The organism is Streptomyces ortus (genome assembly GCF_026341275.1).
Taxonomy (GTDB): Bacteria; Actinomycetota; Actinomycetes; order Streptomycetales; family Streptomycetaceae; genus Streptomyces; species Streptomyces ortus.
Window position 1 is genome coordinate 731416 of the sequence record NZ_JAIFZO010000002.1, and the last position, 17827, is coordinate 749242.

Annotated in this window: 15 protein-coding genes; 11 read left to right on the top strand and 4 right to left on the bottom strand. The window is 71.2% G+C overall.

The features are described 5' to 3' along the window. The first annotated feature begins 225 nt into the window (after window positions 1-225). The 10 genes from K3769_RS06490 to K3769_RS06540 all read left to right on the top strand — a co-directional run bounded on the left by K3769_RS06490 (window position 226) and on the right by K3769_RS06540 (window position 12992). Window positions 226-993 (top strand): IclR family transcriptional regulator, encoded by a 768-nt coding sequence (locus K3769_RS06490; protein ID WP_267025487.1) that lies wholly within the window; start codon window positions 226-228, stop codon window positions 991-993. A gap of 384 nt (window positions 994-1377) precedes the next feature. Continuing rightward, window positions 1378-2166: an MIP/aquaporin family protein gene (locus K3769_RS06495; RefSeq protein WP_267025488.1), complete on the top strand. Its 789-nt coding sequence runs from the start codon at window positions 1378-1380 to the stop codon at window positions 2164-2166. Window positions 2167-2289: 123 nt separating this feature from the next. Continuing rightward, a complete protein-coding gene (gene glpK, locus K3769_RS06500) occupies window positions 2290-3837 on the top strand; it encodes a glycerol kinase GlpK (protein WP_267025489.1) in 1548 nt (515 codons plus the stop codon). A 6-nt stretch (window positions 3838-3843) separates the two neighbouring features. Beyond that, window positions 3844-5469, top strand: coding sequence for a glycerol-3-phosphate dehydrogenase/oxidase (locus K3769_RS06505; RefSeq protein ID WP_267025490.1), 1626 nt, complete (start codon window positions 3844-3846; stop codon window positions 5467-5469). A 327-nt stretch (window positions 5470-5796) separates the two neighbouring features. Then, window positions 5797-6570, top strand: a complete 774-nt coding sequence (locus K3769_RS06515; RefSeq protein WP_267025491.1) for a nucleoside phosphorylase — start codon at window positions 5797-5799, stop codon at window positions 6568-6570. Further along, entirely contained in the window at window positions 6567-7937 is a 1371-nt protein-coding gene (locus K3769_RS06520) for an amidohydrolase (protein WP_267025492.1), read from the top strand. The genes K3769_RS06515 and K3769_RS06520 overlap by 4 nt, the downstream gene beginning before the upstream one ends. A gap of 94 nt (window positions 7938-8031) precedes the next feature. Further along, window positions 8032-8703: a FadR/GntR family transcriptional regulator gene (locus tag K3769_RS06525; protein ID WP_267025493.1), complete on the top strand. Its 672-nt coding sequence runs from the start codon at window positions 8032-8034 to the stop codon at window positions 8701-8703. 214 nt (window positions 8704-8917) lie between these two features. Beyond that, entirely contained in the window at window positions 8918-10033 is a 1116-nt protein-coding gene (locus K3769_RS06530; protein ID WP_267025494.1) for a PAC2 family protein, read from the top strand. Window positions 10034-10576: 543 nt separating this feature from the next. Then, the gene (locus K3769_RS06535) at window positions 10577-12325 is read left to right on the top strand and encodes a S8 family peptidase (protein WP_267025495.1); all 1749 of its coding nucleotides are present in this window, start codon (window positions 10577-10579) and stop codon (window positions 12323-12325) included. A gap of 115 nt (window positions 12326-12440) precedes the next feature. Then, window positions 12441-12992, top strand: a complete 552-nt coding sequence (locus tag K3769_RS06540; RefSeq protein WP_267025496.1) for a hypothetical protein — start codon at window positions 12441-12443, stop codon at window positions 12990-12992. 138 nt (window positions 12993-13130) lie between these two features. Here the strand turns inward: K3769_RS06540 and mshC are convergent, their stop codons facing one another. The 4 genes from mshC to K3769_RS06560 all read right to left on the bottom strand — a co-directional run bounded on the left by mshC (window position 13131) and on the right by K3769_RS06560 (window position 16697). Further along, window positions 13131-14360 carry a cysteine--1-D-myo-inosityl 2-amino-2-deoxy-alpha-D-glucopyranoside ligase gene (mshC, locus tag K3769_RS06545; RefSeq protein ID WP_267025497.1) on the bottom strand — a complete coding sequence of 410 codons (1230 nt, stop codon included), beginning with the start codon at window positions 14358-14360 and terminating at the stop codon, window positions 13131-13133. A 99-nt stretch (window positions 14361-14459) separates the two neighbouring features. Beyond that, window positions 14460-15353, bottom strand: coding sequence for an SCO1664 family protein (locus tag K3769_RS06550; RefSeq protein WP_267025498.1), 894 nt, complete (start codon window positions 15351-15353; stop codon window positions 14460-14462). Continuing rightward, window positions 15317-15907 (bottom strand): DUF3090 domain-containing protein, encoded by a 591-nt coding sequence (locus tag K3769_RS06555; protein WP_267025499.1) that lies wholly within the window; start codon window positions 15905-15907, stop codon window positions 15317-15319. The genes K3769_RS06550 and K3769_RS06555 overlap by 37 nt, the downstream gene beginning before the upstream one ends. A 103-nt stretch (window positions 15908-16010) precedes the next feature. Beyond that, window positions 16011-16697: a histidine phosphatase family protein gene (locus K3769_RS06560; protein WP_267025500.1), complete on the bottom strand. Its 687-nt coding sequence runs from the start codon at window positions 16695-16697 to the stop codon at window positions 16011-16013. Between the two features lie 62 nt (window positions 16698-16759). On the opposite strand from K3769_RS06560, the gene corA reads away from it, so the two are divergent. Then, window positions 16760-17758, top strand: a complete 999-nt coding sequence (gene corA / locus K3769_RS06565) for a magnesium/cobalt transporter CorA (RefSeq protein WP_267025501.1) — start codon at window positions 16760-16762, stop codon at window positions 17756-17758. The last annotated feature ends 69 nt before the right edge of the window (window positions 17759-17827 follow it).

The window sequence follows — 17827 nt, forward strand, 5'->3', positions numbered from 1 at the left end:
GTGGAAGGCGCACGCCGTCAGGGTAGCCCGAGGCCACGCCCGAGGGTCGGGAGAGTCCACGGGACGGACGCGCGATCCGTACCCGGCACCGGATGGGATGCGTTCGCAACTCATCACGACCACCCATTAGCGGGAGGTCGGCGGCGACCGGTAATGTTCGGCATTGCCGAACGGTGGCAGCGAAGCGGCGACCGACGGTCCAAGGGGACGGAGGGCACGACGGCGATGGCACGGAACATCCAGTCGCTCGAACGGGCGGCGGCGATGCTGCGGCTGCTCGCGGGCGGCGAGCGACGGCTCGGCCTGTCGGACATCGCCTCGTCGCTGGGCCTGGCGAAGGGCACGGCCCACGGGATCCTGCGCACCCTGCAGCAGGAGGGCTTCGTCGAGCAGGACGGGCCCTCGGGGCGCTATCAGCTGGGCGCCGAGCTGCTGCGGCTCGGGACGACCTATCTCGATGTGCACGAGCTGCGGGCGCGCGCCCTGGTGTGGACCGACGACCTGGCCCGCTCCAGCGGCGAGAGCGTCTATCTGGGAGTGCTGCACCAGCAGGGCGTGCTGATCGTGCACCACGTGTTCCGGCCCGACGACAGCCGGCAGGTGCTGGAGGTCGGGGCCATGCAGCCCCTGCACTCGACGGCACTGGGCAAGGTCCTGTCGGCGTACGACCCGGTGGCGCACAGCGAGGCCCTGGAGGCCGAGCGCGAGGAGTTCACGGCGCGTACGGTCAGCGCGCCCGAGGCGTTCGAGCACATCCTCGACCTGACCCGCGCGCGCGGGTACGCGGCCGATGTCGAGGAGACCTGGACGGGAGTGGCGTCGGTCGCGGCGCCGATCCACAACCAGCGGCGGATGCCCGTCGGCGCGGTGGGGGTCACGGGGGCGGTGGAGCGCGTCTGCGACAAGGAGGGCGGGCTGCGTCCCGAGCTGATCGCCGCCGTCCGCGACTGCGCCCGCTCGGTCTCCCGGGACCTGGGCGCCGGGCGGTTCTGAGCCCGCGCCGGACCCGGCAGGGCCCCCGGCCGCGTCCGGCACCGCGATTGTGGGAAGAAGGCCGGTACGTCGACGACGTACCGGCCTTCTCTCTGCCCCTTCTGTTACGGAACGTTCCCGCTCGCACGCGGTGTGCGGCCGTTCACGATGATCGATGCGTCACAGCGGTCAGTAACGATCGTGTTTTCGACAACAGGGGCCTTGACGAGGTGGTATTGCCAGGACAAGACTCCCGTCCATCGGTCGGCATTGTCGAACACCTACCGGCAATACGCGTTAGAGTGTGACAAGGCCAAGGGCCGGCAACGACCTCACCTGAGGTCGCGAACCACCGGAGGGACCCGGGGTTCGCCTTCCCCTGGACGAAGGACAAAGGAGTCGCGGGTGTCCAGCTCCGACATCTTCATCGGCGAGACCATAGGTACCGCCATACTCATCCTGCTCGGCGCCGGCGTGTGTGCCGCCGTCACGCTGAAGGCCTCCAAGGCACGCAACGCCGGATGGCTCGCCATCACCTTCGGGTGGGGCTTCGCGGTGATGACCGCCGTGTACATCTCGGCGCCCCTCTCCGGTGCCCATCTGAACCCGGCCGTCACCCTCGGCATCGCGATCAAGGACGACGACTGGAGCAACCTCCTGACCTACTGGTCGGGCCAGCTCCTCGGCGCCATGATCGGAGCGGTGCTCGTCTGGGTCGCGTACTACGGACAGTTCCTGGCGCACCTCACGGACCGGGAGATCGTGGGGGGCCCCGGCACGCAGGACGTCAAGTCCGTGGAGGCCCGGGAGGCCAAGGCGGGCCCGGTGCTCGGCGTCTTCTCCACCGGCCCGGAGGTCCGGGTGGCGTGGCAGAACGTCGCCACGGAGGTCATCGGCACGATCGTGCTGGTGCTCGCGGTCCTCACCCAGGGGCTCAACGACAGCGGCAAGGGTCTCGGCACCCTGGGCGCGCTGATCACCGCCTTCGTGGTCGTCAGCATCGGTCTCTCGCTCGGTGGTCCGACGGGGTACGCGATCAACCCGGTCCGTGACCTCGGCCCGCGCATCGTGCACGCCCTGCTGCCGCTGCCCAACAAGGGCGGATCGGACTGGAGCTACGCCTGGGTCCCGGTGGTGGGTCCGCTGATCGGCGGGGCGATCGCCGCAGGCATCTACAACGTCGCTTTTGCTTAGAGCCGCAGGACGGCTCGGCGCCGACGTCCGTCCGGTACGGGACGGACGTCGGGCGGAGCCGAAGGCAATACGCCGTAAGCCAGCCCCTCACCCACGGAACCCACGGACTTTCAGGAGCACACCGTGACCGACGCGCACACCGCCGGCCCCTTCATCGCCGCCATCGACCAGGGCACCACGTCCAGCCGCTGCATCGTCTTCGACCGGGACGGCCGGATCGTCTCCGTCGACCAGAAGGAGCACGAGCAGATCTTCCCGAAGCCGGGCTGGGTCGAGCACAACGCCGCCGAGATCTGGACCAACGTCCAGGAGGTCGTCGCCGGAGCCGTCGAGAAGGCCGGCATCACCCGCGACGACATCAAGGCCATCGGCATCACCAACCAGCGCGAGACGACGCTGCTGTGGGACAAGAACACCGGTGAGCCCGTCCACAACGCCCTCGTCTGGCAGGACACCCGCACCGACGCGCTCTGCAAGGAACTCGGCCGCAACGTCGGCCAGGACCGCTTCCGCCGCGAGACCGGCCTGCCGCTCGCCTCGTACTTCGCCGGTCCCAAGGCCCGCTGGCTGCTCGACAACGTCGAAGGACTGCGCGAGCGCGCCGAGGCCGGCGACATCCTCTTCGGCACGATGGACAGCTGGGTCATCTGGAACCTGACGGGCGGTGTGAACGGCGGCCGGCACGTCACCGACGTCACGAACGCCTCCCGCACGATGCTGATGAACCTGCACACCATGCAGTGGGACGAGAGGATCGCCGAGTCCATCGGCGTCCCGCTGAACATGCTGCCCGAGATCCGCTCCTCCGCCGAGGTGTACGGCGAGGTCACCGGCGGCAAGCTGGGCGACCTGCTCGGCGGCATCCCGGTCGCCTCCGCGCTCGGCGACCAGCAGGCGGCCCTGTTCGGCCAGACCTGTTTCGCCGAGGGCGAGGCCAAGTCCACGTACGGCACCGGCACGTTCATGCTGATGAACACCGGTGACAAGCTGATCAACTCGTACAGCGGCCTGCTGACCACCGTCGGCTACCAGATCGGCGACCAGAAGCCGGTCTACGCCCTTGAGGGCTCCATCGCCGTCACCGGCTCGCTCGTCCAGTGGATGCGCGACCAGATGGGCCTCATCAAGTCCGCCGCAGAGATCGAGACGCTCGCGCTGTCGGTCGAGGACAACGGCGGCGCGTACTTCGTGCCGGCCTTCTCCGGTCTGTTCGCCCCGTACTGGCGCCCCGACGCCCGCGGTGTGATCACCGGCCTGACCCGGTACGTCACCAAGGCGCACATCGCGCGCGCCGTCCTGGAGGCCACCGCCTGGCAGACCCGTGAGATCAGCGACGCCATGACGAAGGACTCCGGCGTCGAGCTGACGGCCCTCAAGGTCGACGGCGGCATGACCTCCAACAACCTGCTGATGCAGACCCTGGCCGACGTCCTGGACGCCCCCGTGGTGCGCCCGATGGTCGCCGAGACCACCTGCCTCGGCGCCGCCTACGCCGCCGGCCTCGCCGTCGGCTTCTGGACGAACACCGAGGACCTGCGCGCCAACTGGCGGCGGGCCGCGGAATGGACCCCGAACATGGCCGCGGAGACCCGCGACCGTGAGTACAAGAGCTGGCTCAAGGCCGTCGAACGGACCATGGGCTGGCTCGAAGACGACGCTGACGAGGAGTAATTCGCCATGACCACCCTGCAGAGTGTCCCGGCTCTTGGGACGCACCAGGCCAACGGCTCCGCCGCTTTTCACGGGAGGGCGGTGAGCCGCGCCGAGACCCGGGAGCAGCTGTCCAGGTCGACGTACGACCTCCTGGTGATCGGTGGCGGAATCCTGGGCATCTCCACCGCCTGGCATGCCGCGCAGTCGGGTCTGCGGGTGGCCCTGGTCGACGCCGGCGACTTCGCCGGCGCGACCTCCTCCGCCTCCTCCAAGCTGCTCCACGGCGGTCTGCGCTATCTGCAGACCGGTGCGGTGAAGCTGGTGGCGGAGAACCACTTCGAGCGCCGTGCGGTCTCCCGTCAGGTGGCTCCCCACCTGGCGAACCCGCTCACGTTCTACCTCCCCGTGTACAAGGGCGGGCCGCACGGCGCGGCGAAGCTGGGCGCGGGCGTCTTCGCGTACTCGGCGCTGTCGGCCTTCGGTGACGGCGTGGGGCACCTGCTCTCGCCGTCGAAGGCCGCGCAGGACGTTCCCGAGCTGCGTACGGACAATCTGAAGGCCGTGGCCGTGTACGGCGACGACCAGATGAACGACTCGCGGATGGCGCTGATGACGGTCCGCGCGGCCGTCGAGTCGGGTGCCACCGTGCTCAACCACGCCGCCGTCACCGGCCTGCGCTTCACCCGCGGCCGGGTCACCGGCGCGGAGCTGAAGGACACGCTCTCCGGTGACGAGTTCGGTGTGTCGGCGCGGCTCGTGCTGAACGCGACCGGGCCGTGGGTGGACCACCTGCGCCGGATGGAGGACGAGAACGCGGCGCCGTCCATCCGCCTCTCCAAGGGCGCGCACCTGGTCCTCAAGCGCACCTCTCCCTGGAAGGCCGCGCTGGCCACGCCGATCGACAAGTACCGCATCACCTTCGCCCTCCCGTGGGAGGACATGCTGCTGCTCGGCACGACCGACGAGGAGTACGAGGGCGACCCGGCGGACGTCTCGGTCACCGAGAAGGACATCGCCCAGATCCTGGACGAGGCCGCGTTCTCCATCCGTGACAAGCAGCTGACCCGCGATCTGATCACGTACTCCTTCGCCGGTCTGCGCGTCCTGCCCGGCGGCCCCGGCGACACGTCGAAGGCCAAGCGGGAGACCGTCGTCACCGAGGGCCGGGGCGGCATGCTGTCCGTCGCGGGCGGCAAGTGGACGACGTTCCGGCACATCGGCCGGACCGTCATGAAGCAGCTGGAGACGCTGCCGGGCCGGCCGCTCGGCGAGGACTTCGAGCCGGTCTCCGCGCTGCCGAAGAAGCTGCCGCTGCCGGGTGTCGCCAACCCCCGCGCGGTCGCGCACCGGCTCCTGGTCGACTCCCCCACCGTCGGTCCGCGGATGGGCGCCGACACCGCCAAGCACCTGGCGACGCACTACGGTTCGCTGGCCTTCGACATCGCGCGACTGGCCGAGGACAACCCGGAGCTGGCCGGGCGCGTGCACGAGGACGCGCCCGAGATCTGGGCCCAGGTCGTGTACGCCCGTGACAACGAGTGGGCCGAGACGGCGGACGACGTCCTGCGCCGCCGCACGACCCTCACGATCCGAGGCCTGGCGAACGACGAGATACGCGGCAAGGTCCAGAACCTGCTCGACAACAAGTAGACCGAATAACGAGCGAGGGGCGGCTGCCGGAGGGCAGCCGCCCCTGCTTCTTTAGGGGCGCGGGGAACGGCGCAGTCTTTTGTAGTTCGGGGGCGCAGCCCTCCAGGGGCGCGGGGAACGGCGCAATCTTCTGCCTTTCGGGGGCGCGCGCCCGGAGAGCCCCGGGCACGCGGTCGCGCTCGGCGTCGCCATGAACCTCCTGGCGGTGGATCCGACCGCCACCCCGCTGCGTACGATCTTCGGCGTGCAGGGCACCTGGGCCACAGCAGGCCACCGACGCCGCACCGCCCGCACCCGCGTGACCACGCGTACGACTGGAGTCGCCCCATGACGCAGGAACAGGCCCCGCAGGACCTGGCCCCCATCACCCGCATACCGCGCACCGGGCTCCCCGCGCGCGCCGTCGTCGTCGGGGATCCCGCGCGCGCCGCGGCCGTCGCCGCGCTGCTCGACGGCGCCGAGGAGGTCTCGTACCACCGCGAATACCGTCTGTTCAGCGGGACTTGGCAGGGCGTGCCGGTCGTCGTCGCCTCCCACGGGGTGGGCGCCCCGGGTGCGATTCTGCTCTTCCAGGAGCTGGCGGACGCGGGCGTGTCCACCTTCGTGCGGTTCGGTACGGCGGGTGCGATGCGGCCCGGGATCCAGGACGGCGACCTGGTCATCGCGGAGGCGGCCGTACGCGACGACGGGGTGACCCAGCAGTTGCTGCCGCCCGAGTATCCGGCGGTGGCCACCCCGGAGGCGGTGCTCGCGCTCCAGCTGGCGGCACGCGAGCAGGGCGCTCCGCACCACCGCGGCCTGGTGTGGACGCGGGCCGCGTTCCAGCCGGGGCTGATACCCCTGTTCTCGTACGACGGGGCGGGGCTCGCGGCCATCGAGATGGAGCTGTCCGCGCTGTATGTGACGGCCTCCCTGCGCGGGCTGACCGCGGGCGGGGTGCTGGTGATCGACGGCGCGAACGCGGACGAGCTGGTCGACGAGGCGAGCACCGGCGGCTACGACCCGCACCGCGCGGTCGTCGCGGCGGGTGTGGAACGCGGCGCGGTGGTCGCGCTGGAGGCCCTGCGTCTGCTGGCCGAGGCCGAGGAGCGCGCGCTGTGACCGTCCCCTCCCCCCGCCCCGCGACCTCCGCCGCCGGCGCCCCCGCCCCCGCCGACCTGCTGGTGCACGGCGGTGACGTCCTGACCGTCGACGCGGCCGGCACGATCGTGTCCGACGGAGCCGTGGCCGTCCGCGACGGCGAGATCGTGCAGGTCGGCCCGGCCGAGGAGCTGCGCGCGCGGTACGCCGGCGCCGACACCCTCGACGCGACCGGCTGCCTGGTCCTCCCCGGCCTGGTCAACGCGCACACCCATCTGGCGATGACCCTGCTGCGCGGGCGCGCCGACGACGTGACGCTCCAGGGGTTCCTCGATCGGGTGATCCGCTGGGAGAGCGAGCTGCTGTCGGCGGAGAACGTCGCGACGGCGATCCGGGTCGCGATCGCGGAGAGCGTACGGGCCGGGGTGACCTCGGCGCTCGACATGTACTGGTTCCACGAGGCCGCCGAGCGGGTCGCGCGCGAGGCGGGCTGGCGGCTGCACACGGGCCCGACCTTCATGGACGTACCGGATCCGGCCGACCGCATCGCGTACGAGGACCGGCTGGCGTGGGCCCGGCGCGACCTGGAGGGCCGTGCGGCAACGGGCGCGCGGCGGCCCGGTACGCGCCCCGTCCTCTTCGCGCACTCCGCCTACACCCTCTCCCCCGAGCAGCTGACCGACATCGCGGCGCTGGCACGGGAGTTCGGCGCGCTGCTGCACCTCCATGCGGCGGAGAACGCCACCGAGGTCGCCACCGTCGAGGTGCGGTACGGGAAGCGGCCGGTCGAACTGCTCGACGCCCTCGGGCTCCTCGGCCCCGACCTGCTGCTGGCCCACACCGTGGACCTCACCGGGGCCGAGATCGCGGCGCTCGCCCGTACCGGCACGTCGGTCGCCCACTGCCCGGTCTCCAACCTTAAGCTGGGCTGCGGCGTCGCCCCCGTGCCGCGGCTGCTGAGCGCGGGTGTGACGGTCGGCCTCGGCACGGACGGCGCGGTCAGCTCCAACACCCTGGACGTGCTGCGCGCGCTGGGCCTCGCCGCCCTGGTGCACAAGGCCGGCGGGGACCCCACGGCCGTCGGCGCCGAGCAGGCCGTCCGGATGGCCACGATCGAGGGCGCCAGGGCGCTGGGACTCGACGCCCACCTCGGCTCGCTGGAGGTCGGCAAGCGCGCCGACCTGATCGTCCTGGACCTGGGCGGTGCGCACCTGGCACCCCGCCACGACCCCTGGTCGACGCTCGCGTACGCGGCCCGCGCCGAGGACGTACGGGACACGGTCGTCGACGGCCGGATCCTGATGCGCGGCCGGGCGCTCACCACCCTCGACGAGGGCGCGGCGCTCGCGGACCTGGCGGCTCTCGTGTCACGGTCCGACCTCGCGTGAGCCGCATAATGAGACATCGGATGTAAGACGGACGCGAGACAGATGTCAGTCATCGGGTGTCCGAGTGGCAGCCTGAGTGACGGGGAGGCCTGCCATGGCAGTCACCGACGAGGCGATCGAGAAGATCAAGGGAATGATCGTCTCCGGCGCGCTGGGCCCCGGCGACCGGCTGCCCAAGGAGAGCGAACTCGCCGCCGATCTGGGGCTGTCCCGCAACTCCCTGCGCGAGGCGGTGCGCGCCCTCTCCCTGATCCGCATCCTGGACGTACGGCAGGGCGACGGCACGTACGTCACGAGTCTCGACCCGCAGCTCCTGCTGGAGGCGCTGAGTTTCGTCGTGGACTTCCACCGCGACGACACGGTCCTGGAGTTCCTCGCGGTACGCCGCATCCTGGAGCCGGCCGCGACGGCGATGGCGGCGCTGCGGATCAGCGAACAGCAACTGGACGCGCTGAGCGCCCAGTTGGACGCCCTGGGCACCGGGCCGTCGGTGGAGGAACTGGTCGCCTGCGATCTGGAGTTCCACCGGGGCATCGTGCGCAGCTCGGGCAACTCGGTGCTCTGCTCCCTCCTCGACGGCCTCTCGGGCCCCACCACCCGGGCCCGGGTCTGGCGGGGCCTGACCCAGGAGGACGCGGTCGGCCGCACCCTGCGCGAACACCGCGCGATCCTCGGCGCCCTGCGCGACCGGGACGCGGAGGCGGCCCGCTCCTGGGCGACCGTGCACATCGCGAGCGTGGAGCAGTGGCTGCGCTCGACTCTGTGAGGGATCCCGGCAGGATCCCGACGACATCCCCACCGGCTACGGGCTACGGGCTACCGGCTACCGGCTACCGGCAGCGCGGACGACCGCGGGGTGTCCGGAGGCACTGAACGGGGCAGTGATCCGGGCACTCCCCCATGCGAGGGGGCTGCGGACGCCCTGTGCACAAGCCGTAAGGTTGGGGCGTACGTGAGGGTACGTCGGAAGGAGGCGCTGAGTGATCGAGCTCGACGGGATTCCCGAGCTGGTCGACCCGGTCATGGTGGCCGCGTTCGAGGGCTGGAACGACGCCGGCGACGCCGCCTCCACCGCGGTCGCGCATCTGGACAGCGAGTGGAAGGGCGAGGTGTTCGCGGCGCTCGACGCCGAGGACTACTACGACTTCCAGGTCAACCGGCCCACGGTGTGGCTGGACGGCGGTGTACGCAAGATCACGTGGCCGACGACAAGGTTGTCAGTGGTCCGGGTAGGCGGTGACAAACCACGGGACCTGGTGCTGGTGCGGGGCATCGAACCGTCGATGCGCTGGCGCTCCTTCTGCAACGAGCTGCTGGGCTTCGCACATGAGCTGGGCGTGGAGCTGGTGGTCATCCTGGGAGCACTGCTGGGTGACACCCCGCACACGCGTCCGGTACCGGTCAGCGGAGTCACCTCCGATCCGGACCTGGCCCGCACGATGGACCTGGAGGAGACGAAGTACGAGGGCCCCACGGGCATCGTCGGCATCCTCCAGGAGGCGTGCACGCACGCGGGCGTACCGGCGGTGTCGCTGTGGGCGGCCGTGCCGCACTACGTGTCGCAGCCGCCGAACCCGAAGGCGACGCTGGCCCTCCTGAACCGCCTGGAGGACCTCATCGACCTGCGGATCCCGCTGGGCGAGCTGCCGGAGGACGCGCGCGCCTGGCAGGTGGGCGTGGACCAGCTGGCCGCGGAGGACAGCGAGGTCGCCGAGTACGTGCAGACGCTGGAGGAGGCCCGGGACACCGCCGAGCTGCCGGAGGCGTCGGGTGAGGCGATCGCCCGCGAGTTCGAGCGCTATCTGCGCCGACGGGACGGGAGCGGGCCGGCGGCGCCGGGCAGCCATGCCACCGAGAGCGGTGACCCGGCCGGCTACCTCCGTGACGGGCCGGGCGGCCGGGCCAGGCCGGTGAGGCCACAGCGGCCGGAGCCGACCGAGGGTCCCGCCGACGGCACCGCGAGCGGCGGCGACAGCGGTACCGGCAGCGGCAGCGGCAGCGATGACGTCGGCGGTTCCGCCGGGGAGGCGTCGGGCGGCGCGGACGCCAAGAAGCCGCCGGGATCTGCCGAGCCACCGGAGTCCTCGGAGGACTGACCAGACGAAAGGGCGGCGCGCCACGGGCGCGCCGCCCTTTCGCATGTCAGGCGTCGTGTGCCGGGTGTGACGCGTCACCCCTGACGTGCCGCCGCCGGTCGCGGGACTCGCGCGGCAGCGGGGGCCGTCGGCCCGCGATCCGAAGTACGGGGACGAGGACGGGGACGGGGACGGGGACGGATACGGGCATGGCCATGGGCATGGGCATGGGCATGGGCATCCGGATGGGCGGTCAATCGACGCTGGCGCCCCATCACATGACATCCGTCTCCACAGCATTTGGCCGGATTGTGGCGTGACATCGGTTTCCGGACGAATTGCACACGGTACCCAATTCAAATTGTTTCCAAACTCAGTTGGCGAACTCGGGGGTGGACGAGTCGGCCCGGGAGGAGCAGGGTGTGTGCCCGGAGGACACAACCGGAAGAAACAGCGCCGAAACAGTTCGCCCACGAACGACTGGCCGAACAGCGGGACGAACGCCAACTGCCAAGCGAAACCGACAACTTGAGCACCTGCACGGACCGAAGGGAGCGGCACGCGATGACCGACCAGGTACAGCCGGAGCAGGGACCGGGAGCGTCCGGACCGGGACCCGACGGAGCGGGATTCAACTACCGGGGAGCCGAGCAGGAGCTGATCGTCGTCGCTCGACCCGAGCCCCAGCTGCGCGCCGGGGCGCAGGGGGTCCGTTCGGCGGCCGGCGCCGACGTGTCGGCACTCACCATGTTCCTCAGCGACGAACAGCTCGCCCTGGAGCCGCTGTTCGGCAGCGAGGAACGGCTCCGGTCGGCGGCCCAGCCGGCGGCCGTCGGCGCCGAGGGGCCGCCCGACCTCGGCCTGTTCTACCGGGTGAGGGGCGGCGAGGACCGGGCCCAGGAACTGCGCTCACGGATCGCCGCACTGCCGGAGATCGCCACGGCGTACGTGAAACCGGCCGCCGTACCGGCCTCGGTGGGGTCCGTCGGCCAGAGCGCCGACGAGACCAGGCGGCACAAGGAGGGCGCACCCGTCACCCCCGACTTCACCAGTCGGCAGGGCTATCTGCGGCCCGCGCCCGAGGGTGTGGACGCGTACTGGGCGTGGCAGCGGCCCGGCGGCTCCGGCCAGGGCGTCACCGTGATCGACGTGGAGGGTGCCTGGCAGCTGGGCCACGAGGATCTCGCGGCCAAGCTGGCCGGCGTTGTCATAGGCACCCCGATCCAGGACCTGGCCTGGCGCAACCACGGCACCGCCGTGATCGGCGTCATCGGCGGCGACCGCAACGAGTACGGGATCACCGGGATCGCGCCGGACAGCGTGACCGCGGCCGCGTCCTTCCACGGCATCGGCACGGCGGCGGCGATCCACGCGGCGGCCGACCGGCTCGGCGCCGGCGACATCATCCTGGTCGAACTGCACCGCCCGGGGCCGCGGTTCGACTACCAGCAGCGCGACGACCAGCGCGGTTACACCCCCATCGAGTGGTGGCCCGACGACTTCACGGCCATCCGGTACGCGACCGCCCGGGGCATCATCGTGGTGGAGGCCGCGGGCAACGGCGGCGAGTCGCTGGACGACGCCGTGTACGAACGCCGCCCCGACGAATTCCCCGAGTGGTGGCGCAACCCCTTCAACCCCTCCCACCAGTCCTCCGGCGCGATCCTGGTCGGCGCGGGCGCCCCGCCGCCCGGCACCCACGGCCGCGACCACGGCCCGGACCGCTCGCGGCTGGCGTTCTCCAACTACGGGGCACGGGTGGACGCGCAGGGCTGGGGCCGCGAGGTCACGACGACCGGCGGCTCCTGGGACCGGCCCGGCGATCTGCAGGGCGGCGCCGAGGAGATCGCCTGGTTCACTGACACCTTCTCCGGGACGTCCTCCGCCTCCCCGGTGGTGGTCGGCGCCCTGGCCGCGCTGCAGGGCATGCTCCGGGCGGCCGGCCAGGAGTCGATGACCCCGGAGAAGGCACGCAAGGTGCTGCGGGCCACCGGTTCCCCGCAGCAGGACGCGCCGAGCCGGCCCGCGTCGCAGCGGATCGGCAGCCGGCCGGACATCAAGGCGGCGGTGGCCCATCTGCTGCCGGGGGCGGTCGGTTCGGGCCAGGCCGAACGGTACTGGGACGAACTGGTGCCCTATCCGCGTGAACTCCCGCCCAGGCTCCGGCTCTACGTGGCCGGCGGCTGGCGGAGCCTGCACAACCCGTCGCCCGAGATCCGCCAGTCGGTGCAGGCCGCCTTCGCGAGCGGCCGGCCAGACGTACGGGTCTGGTTCTCGGACGACGAGATCGTCGGCCTGGTCGTCACGGGCTGACGGGCCATCACCCGTCAACCCACGATCAATGCCCAATCAACGCCCAACCACCACTCAGTCAACACTCAGTCAACGCCCAACCATCACCCAACCATTGAGGGAAGGTGGCACCCGCATGAGCACCACCCCGCAGATGAGCCAGCAGGGTCAGCAGGGCCAACAGGGCCAGCAGGGCTACGGCCAGCAGGGGTTCGGCCAGCAGGGCCCGAGCACGGCACCCCCGCAGCAGGGTCAGCAGCAGGGCTACGGCCAGCAGCAGCCGTTCGGGCAGCAGGGCATGTCCCAGCAGGGCATGGGCCAGCAGGTTCCCCAGCATCTGCAGCAGCAGCTCCAGCAGCTCGGCCAGCAGCAGCCGTTCCAGCAACTGCTCCAGCAACTCGGTGGACAGCAGCAGCAACAGCAGGGCCAGCCACTGGTCATGCGCAGTGCCGTCGAGGCCGCCGCGCTGACGAGCGGTACCGCCGAGCACTTCTGGGACGTCGTCACCCCGCTGCCGGGCCAGCCGTCGATCCTCTACCTGTACATCAACCAGGGATGGCGTCCGCTGGTCAACCCGAACCAGGTGACGCACGACGAGGTCCAGGAGGCCTTCGCGTTCGGCCAGCAGGTCATCGGGATCTACGACTCCTCGACGAACACCATCCAGGCCGTGATCGTGAACAAGTAGCGGCCTGACGAACGGACCACCGCACGCGTGACGCGCGGTGGAGCGCACAGAGGGCGCCGGACGGGCGACGACCCGTTCGGCGCCCGGCGCTGTCCCCGCGCCCCCTCTTCAGGGGCTGCGCCCGCTCTTCGGTGGCTTCTAGAGAGCCACGCCCATCAGCGCGTCCACGGCACGGGAGACGACGCCGGGGGCGCCCTCGTCCGTACCGCCCCGCTCCTCCTGGAGCGCGGCCCAGCGGTCGACGGCCAGGAGTGCGGACGGCGCGTCCAGGTCGTCGGCGAGGGCCGCACGGATCTCGTCGACGAGCGCCTCGGCCGACGGGCCGTCGGGCCGCGACACGGCGGCCCGCCAGCGCTCCAGGCGCGCGACGGCGTCCCGCAGCACCTGGTCGGTCCACTCCCAGTCGGCCCGGTAGTGGTGCGAGAGCAGTGCGAGCCGGATGGCCGCCGGGTCGACGCCGTCGCGGCGGAGCGCCGACACGAAGACGAGGTTGCCCCGGGACTTGGACATCTTGTGGCCGTCGAGCCCGACCATGCCGGCGTGCACGTACGCCTTGGCCATGGGGAACTCGCCGGTCAGCGCCTGTGCGTGGGAGGCGCCCATCTCGTGGTGCGGGAAGGCGAGGTCCGAGCCGCCGCCCTGGACGTCGAAGCCCATCCCCAGGTGGTCGAGCGCGATCGCGACGCACTCGATGTGCCAGCCGGGCCGTCCCCGGCCGAGCGAGGCGCCGTCCCAGCTGGGCTCGCCCTCGCGGGCCGCCATCCACAGCATCGGGTCGAGCGGGTTCTTCTTTCCCGGACGGTCCGGGTCGCCGCCGCGCTCGGCGGACAGCAGCCGCATGGCCGCCGCGTCGAGGTTGGCCACCCCCCCGAAGTGCGGATCGGCCTCCACGGAGAAGTAGACGTCCCCGTCGAGTTCGTACGCGGCACCGGAGTCCCGCAGCCGTTCGACCAGCGGGACGATCCCGGGTATGGCCTCGACGGCGCCGATGTAGTGCCTCGGGGGCAGCATCCGCAGGGCGGTCATGTCCTCACGGAAGAGGGTGGTCTCCTGCTCGGCGAGGGAGACCCAGTCGACGTTGTCCCGCGCGGCGCGCTCCAGCAGCGGGTCGTCGACGTCCGTCACGTTCTGGACGTAGTGAACCTGCCGCTTGGTGTCGAGCCACACGCGCTGTACGAGGTCGAACGCGTTGTAGGTCGCCGCGTGACCGATGTGGGTCGCGTCGTACGGAGTGATGCCGCAGACGTAGATACGGGCGACGGGACCGGGGTCGAGGGTCACAGGACCACCGGTCGCGGTGTCGTGGATCGTGAGGTCGCGGCCCTTGCCGGGCAGGGCGGGGACCTCGGAAGCGGGCCAGGCATGCATACCCTGAGCCTAACCGGACGGATGTTCCGTATACGAACCGGACCAGGGCAGATGGCCGGACAGGCGTTCTTGCGCGTGGCCCCGGAGTGTGCGTCCGGGCTATACGGGTGGCCACGGGATCGCGGGCCACTCCCCCGAGGGCTCCGGGTGCCGTCCGGAAGCGAGCAGATCGGCCACACGGGCACGTGTGGCGTCCAGTTCCACCTCGGTGATCAGTTCCCCCAGCCGTACGCCCAGCGGCCCTCCCAGGGCCTCCCTGAGCCGTTCCAGGGCCCCGACCGCCTCCGGGGTGAGCTTCTCCCCGGCCCAGCCCCACAGCAGCGTGCGCAGTTTGTTCTCGGCGTTGAAGGTGACGCCGTGATCGATTCCGTACAGCCGCCCGCCGGAGGTGGGCAGCAGGTGGCCACCCTTGCGGTCGGCGTTGTTGATCACCGCGTCGAGGACGGCGAGCCGGCGCAGCCGTTCGTCGTCGGCGTGCACGAGCAGTGCGGTGCGCCCCTCGCCGACCTCGGCGAGGCCGATGGCCTTCCAGCCATCGCCGGGCTCCTCGGCGTCGACGAGCGCGAGCAGTCCGGCGCCCCCGTCGATGGCGCCGTCGCCGCCTTCGCCGCCGTCGTCCCCGTCGCCGCGGCCCTCTTCACGGCCGCGGGCCGGTTCCTCGGCGGGCGGCTCGATCCACAGCTGGCACATGCCCCGGCCGTACGGTCCTTCGCGCAGCACGGTGGGCGGGACGAGGCCCCAGCCGGTGGCCTCGGACACCTCGTAGGCCGCGACCTCCCGCTGGGCGAGGGTGCCGTCGGGGAAGTCCCACAGCGGACGCTCACCGGCGACCGGCTTGTAGACGCAGGAGGCCTCGCGTCCCTCGTACGACACGTCGCACAGCAGTACCGCGTTCGAGGCCTCCCGGATGCGGCCGCGGACGGTCAGCTCGCCCTCCGTGAGCAGCTCGGCCGTGGTCACGCCTCGCGGCGGTATCCGTTCTGGCGCGGACATACGTGTCCTTCCGGGTCGAGCGGGAGACTGCACAGCGGGCAGGGCGGCCGGCCGGCGTTGACGACTTCGAGTGCGCGCTTGGCGAAGGCCCTGGCCTGTGCGCCGGTGAGGCGGACGCGCAGCATCGGCGGTCCGTTCTCCTCGTCCTGGAGAAGTTCCTCCTCGGCGGCGGCCAGGTCCTCCTCGGAGTCGGCGTCCAGCTCTACGAGCGCCTGGGCCTCGACGATCATGCGCTGTTCGTCGCCGTCCCAGGCGAGGGCCATGGTGCCGACCCGGAACTCCTCCTCGACGGGCGTCTCGAGCGGGGCGGTGTCGGAGACCGCCGACGGGGGCAGCACGGGGACGGGGGCGATGCCGCCGGTGCGCCGTACGACCTCGTCGAGTAGCTCGTCCATTCGTTCGGCGAGCGCCGCGACCTGCGTCTTCTCCAGGGCGACGCTGGTCACCCGGGGGCCGGAGGAGGCCTGCAGGAAGAAGGTACGGCGCCCTGGCAGCCCGACCGTACCGGCTACGAAACGGTCCGGCGGGTCGTAGAGGAACACCTGACGGGACACGTCCTGTCTCCATTGGATCGATCGACTGCTTCTGCCGTCACCGGCGTCTGCCGCTGACAATTGCTGCGCTGCTTCGACCGCATCACCCTACTGCGGCCGACGATCACGGTGCGCCCGCACCGCCCCCGACCGCGGCGTCGCCCCCGGACGGCTCCTCGCGCGGGGCCAGGGAGGCGAGATCCCCGGTGTCCCCGAGCCGCAGGAGAAACGGCCGCAGTCGGGTGTAACGGATCGCGGTGATGGAACACGGTTCTACAGAGATCCGCTGGAAGAGGTCCAGATGAAGTCCGAGTGCGTCGGCCACGAGCGACTTGATGACGTCGCCGTGGGAGCACATGAGGTAGACGGCGTCGCCGCCGTGATCGCGCTCCACGCGCGCGTTCCACTCGCGTACCGCCTCGGCGGCCCGGGTCTGCATCGCGCGCATGGACTCACCGCCCGGGAACGCGGCGGCGGAAGGGTGTGCCTGCACGACCTCCATCAGCGGCTCGCCGGACAGCTCGGCGAGTTTGCGGCCCGACCAGTCCCCGTAGTGGCACTCCCCGATGCGCTCGTCGGAGTGGGCCGTCAGGGCGGGACGGGCGTCGAGGAGCGGCTGGATCGTTTCCTGGCAGCGCTGGAGGGGGCTGCTGACTATTTCGGCGAGCGGCAGTTCCGCGAGGCGTCCGGGCAGCGCCGCCGCCTGCGCGTTGCCGCGCTCGTCGAGGGCGACGCCGGGGGTCCATCCGGCGAGGAGTCCCGCGGTGTTGGCGGTGGAGCGTCCGTGCCGGACGAGGATCAAGGTGGGCATACGGCCCAGCGTAGGCGCCCCGCCGAGTGCGCCGGAGAATCAGTGACAGGAGAATTCGCTCTGTGATCGTGGACTGTGCCATCTACCGGGACGGGCACCGGATCGAGGGTCCGGAGGACCTGTCCGACGCGCTGGACAAGGCGCGCGCCGACGGCAACGCGTTCGTGTGGATCGGGCTGCACCAGCCGACGGAGAAGGAGTTCGAGCTCGTCACGGAGGAGTTCGGGCTGCACGAACTCGCCGTCGAGGACGCCCTGAAGGCGCATCAGCGTCCCAAGCTGGAGGTGTACGACGACTCCGTGTTCGCGGTCCTCAAGCCGGTGACGTACGAGCCGGACAGCGACACCGTGTCGTCCGGCGAGCTCATGATCTTCCTGGGCGACTCCTTCGTGGTGACCGTGCGGCACGGTGAGGGTTCGCCTCTGAAGTCGGTGCGCGGCCGGCTGGAGAAGGACCCGGAGATGACGCGCCTCGGTCCGACGGCGGTGCTCTACGCGATCGCCGACGCCACCGTCGACCACTACCTGGAGGTGGCGACCGAGCTGCAGACCGACCTGGAGGAGCTGGAGGCGGAGGTGTTCTCGCCGGACGACGGCGGCTCCCGGCACACCGCGTCCCGGATCTACACCTTCAAGCGGCAGATCCAGGAGTTCCGCAGGGCCACCGGGCCGCTGACGGTGCCGCTGAGCCGCCTGGCGGGGGCCGGTGTGGTCGGTCCGGCGGTGCCGTTCATCGACGACAAGGCGCATCCGTTCTTCCGGGACGTCAACGACCACCTGACCCGCGTCAACGAGTCGGTGGAGTCCCTGGACCGGCTCGTCTCGGACGTCCTGTCGGCGCACCTGGCGCAGATGAGCGTGCGGCAGAACGACGACATGCGGAAGATCTCGTCGTGGGCGGCCATGGCGGCGGTCCCCACGATGATCGCGGGGATTTACGGCATGAACTTCGAGCACATGCCGGAGCTGCGCTGGCTCTGGGCCTACCCGGCGGTCATCGCGATCATGGTGGTCCTCGAGGTGCTGCTGTTCCGGCTCTTCAAGCGACGGGGGTGGCTGTAGCGGCGGCCGTCGACCGCCACGCGCGCGTGGCGGTCGGTCGGTCGGTCGGTCGGTCGGTCGGTCGGTCGG

What these genes read in the sequence shown, in the direction of transcription:
- K3769_RS06490 (WP_267025487.1), top strand. Translation starts at nt 226, where the DNA reads ATGGCACGGAACATCCAGTCGCTCGAACGGGCGGCGGCGATGCTGCGG.
- K3769_RS06505 (WP_267025490.1), top strand. Translation starts at nt 3,844, where the DNA reads ATGACCACCCTGCAGAGTGTCCCGGCTCTTGGGACGCACCAGGCCAAC.
- K3769_RS06515 (WP_267025491.1), top strand. Translation starts at nt 5,797, where the DNA reads ATGACGCAGGAACAGGCCCCGCAGGACCTGGCCCCCATCACCCGCATA.
- K3769_RS06525 (WP_267025493.1), top strand. Translation starts at nt 8,032, where the DNA reads ATGGCAGTCACCGACGAGGCGATCGAGAAGATCAAGGGAATGATCGTC.
- K3769_RS06535 (WP_267025495.1), top strand. Translation starts at nt 10,577, where the DNA reads ATGACCGACCAGGTACAGCCGGAGCAGGGACCGGGAGCGTCCGGACCG.
- K3769_RS06540 (WP_267025496.1), top strand. Translation starts at nt 12,441, where the DNA reads ATGAGCACCACCCCGCAGATGAGCCAGCAGGGTCAGCAGGGCCAACAG.
- mshC (WP_267025497.1), bottom strand. Translation starts at nt 14,360, where the DNA reads ATGCATGCCTGGCCCGCTTCCGAGGTCCCCGCCCTGCCCGGCAAGGGC.
- K3769_RS06550 (WP_267025498.1), bottom strand. Translation starts at nt 15,353, where the DNA reads ATGTCCGCGCCAGAACGGATACCGCCGCGAGGCGTGACCACGGCCGAG.
- K3769_RS06560 (WP_267025500.1), bottom strand. Translation starts at nt 16,697, where the DNA reads ATGCCCACCTTGATCCTCGTCCGGCACGGACGCTCCACCGCCAACACC.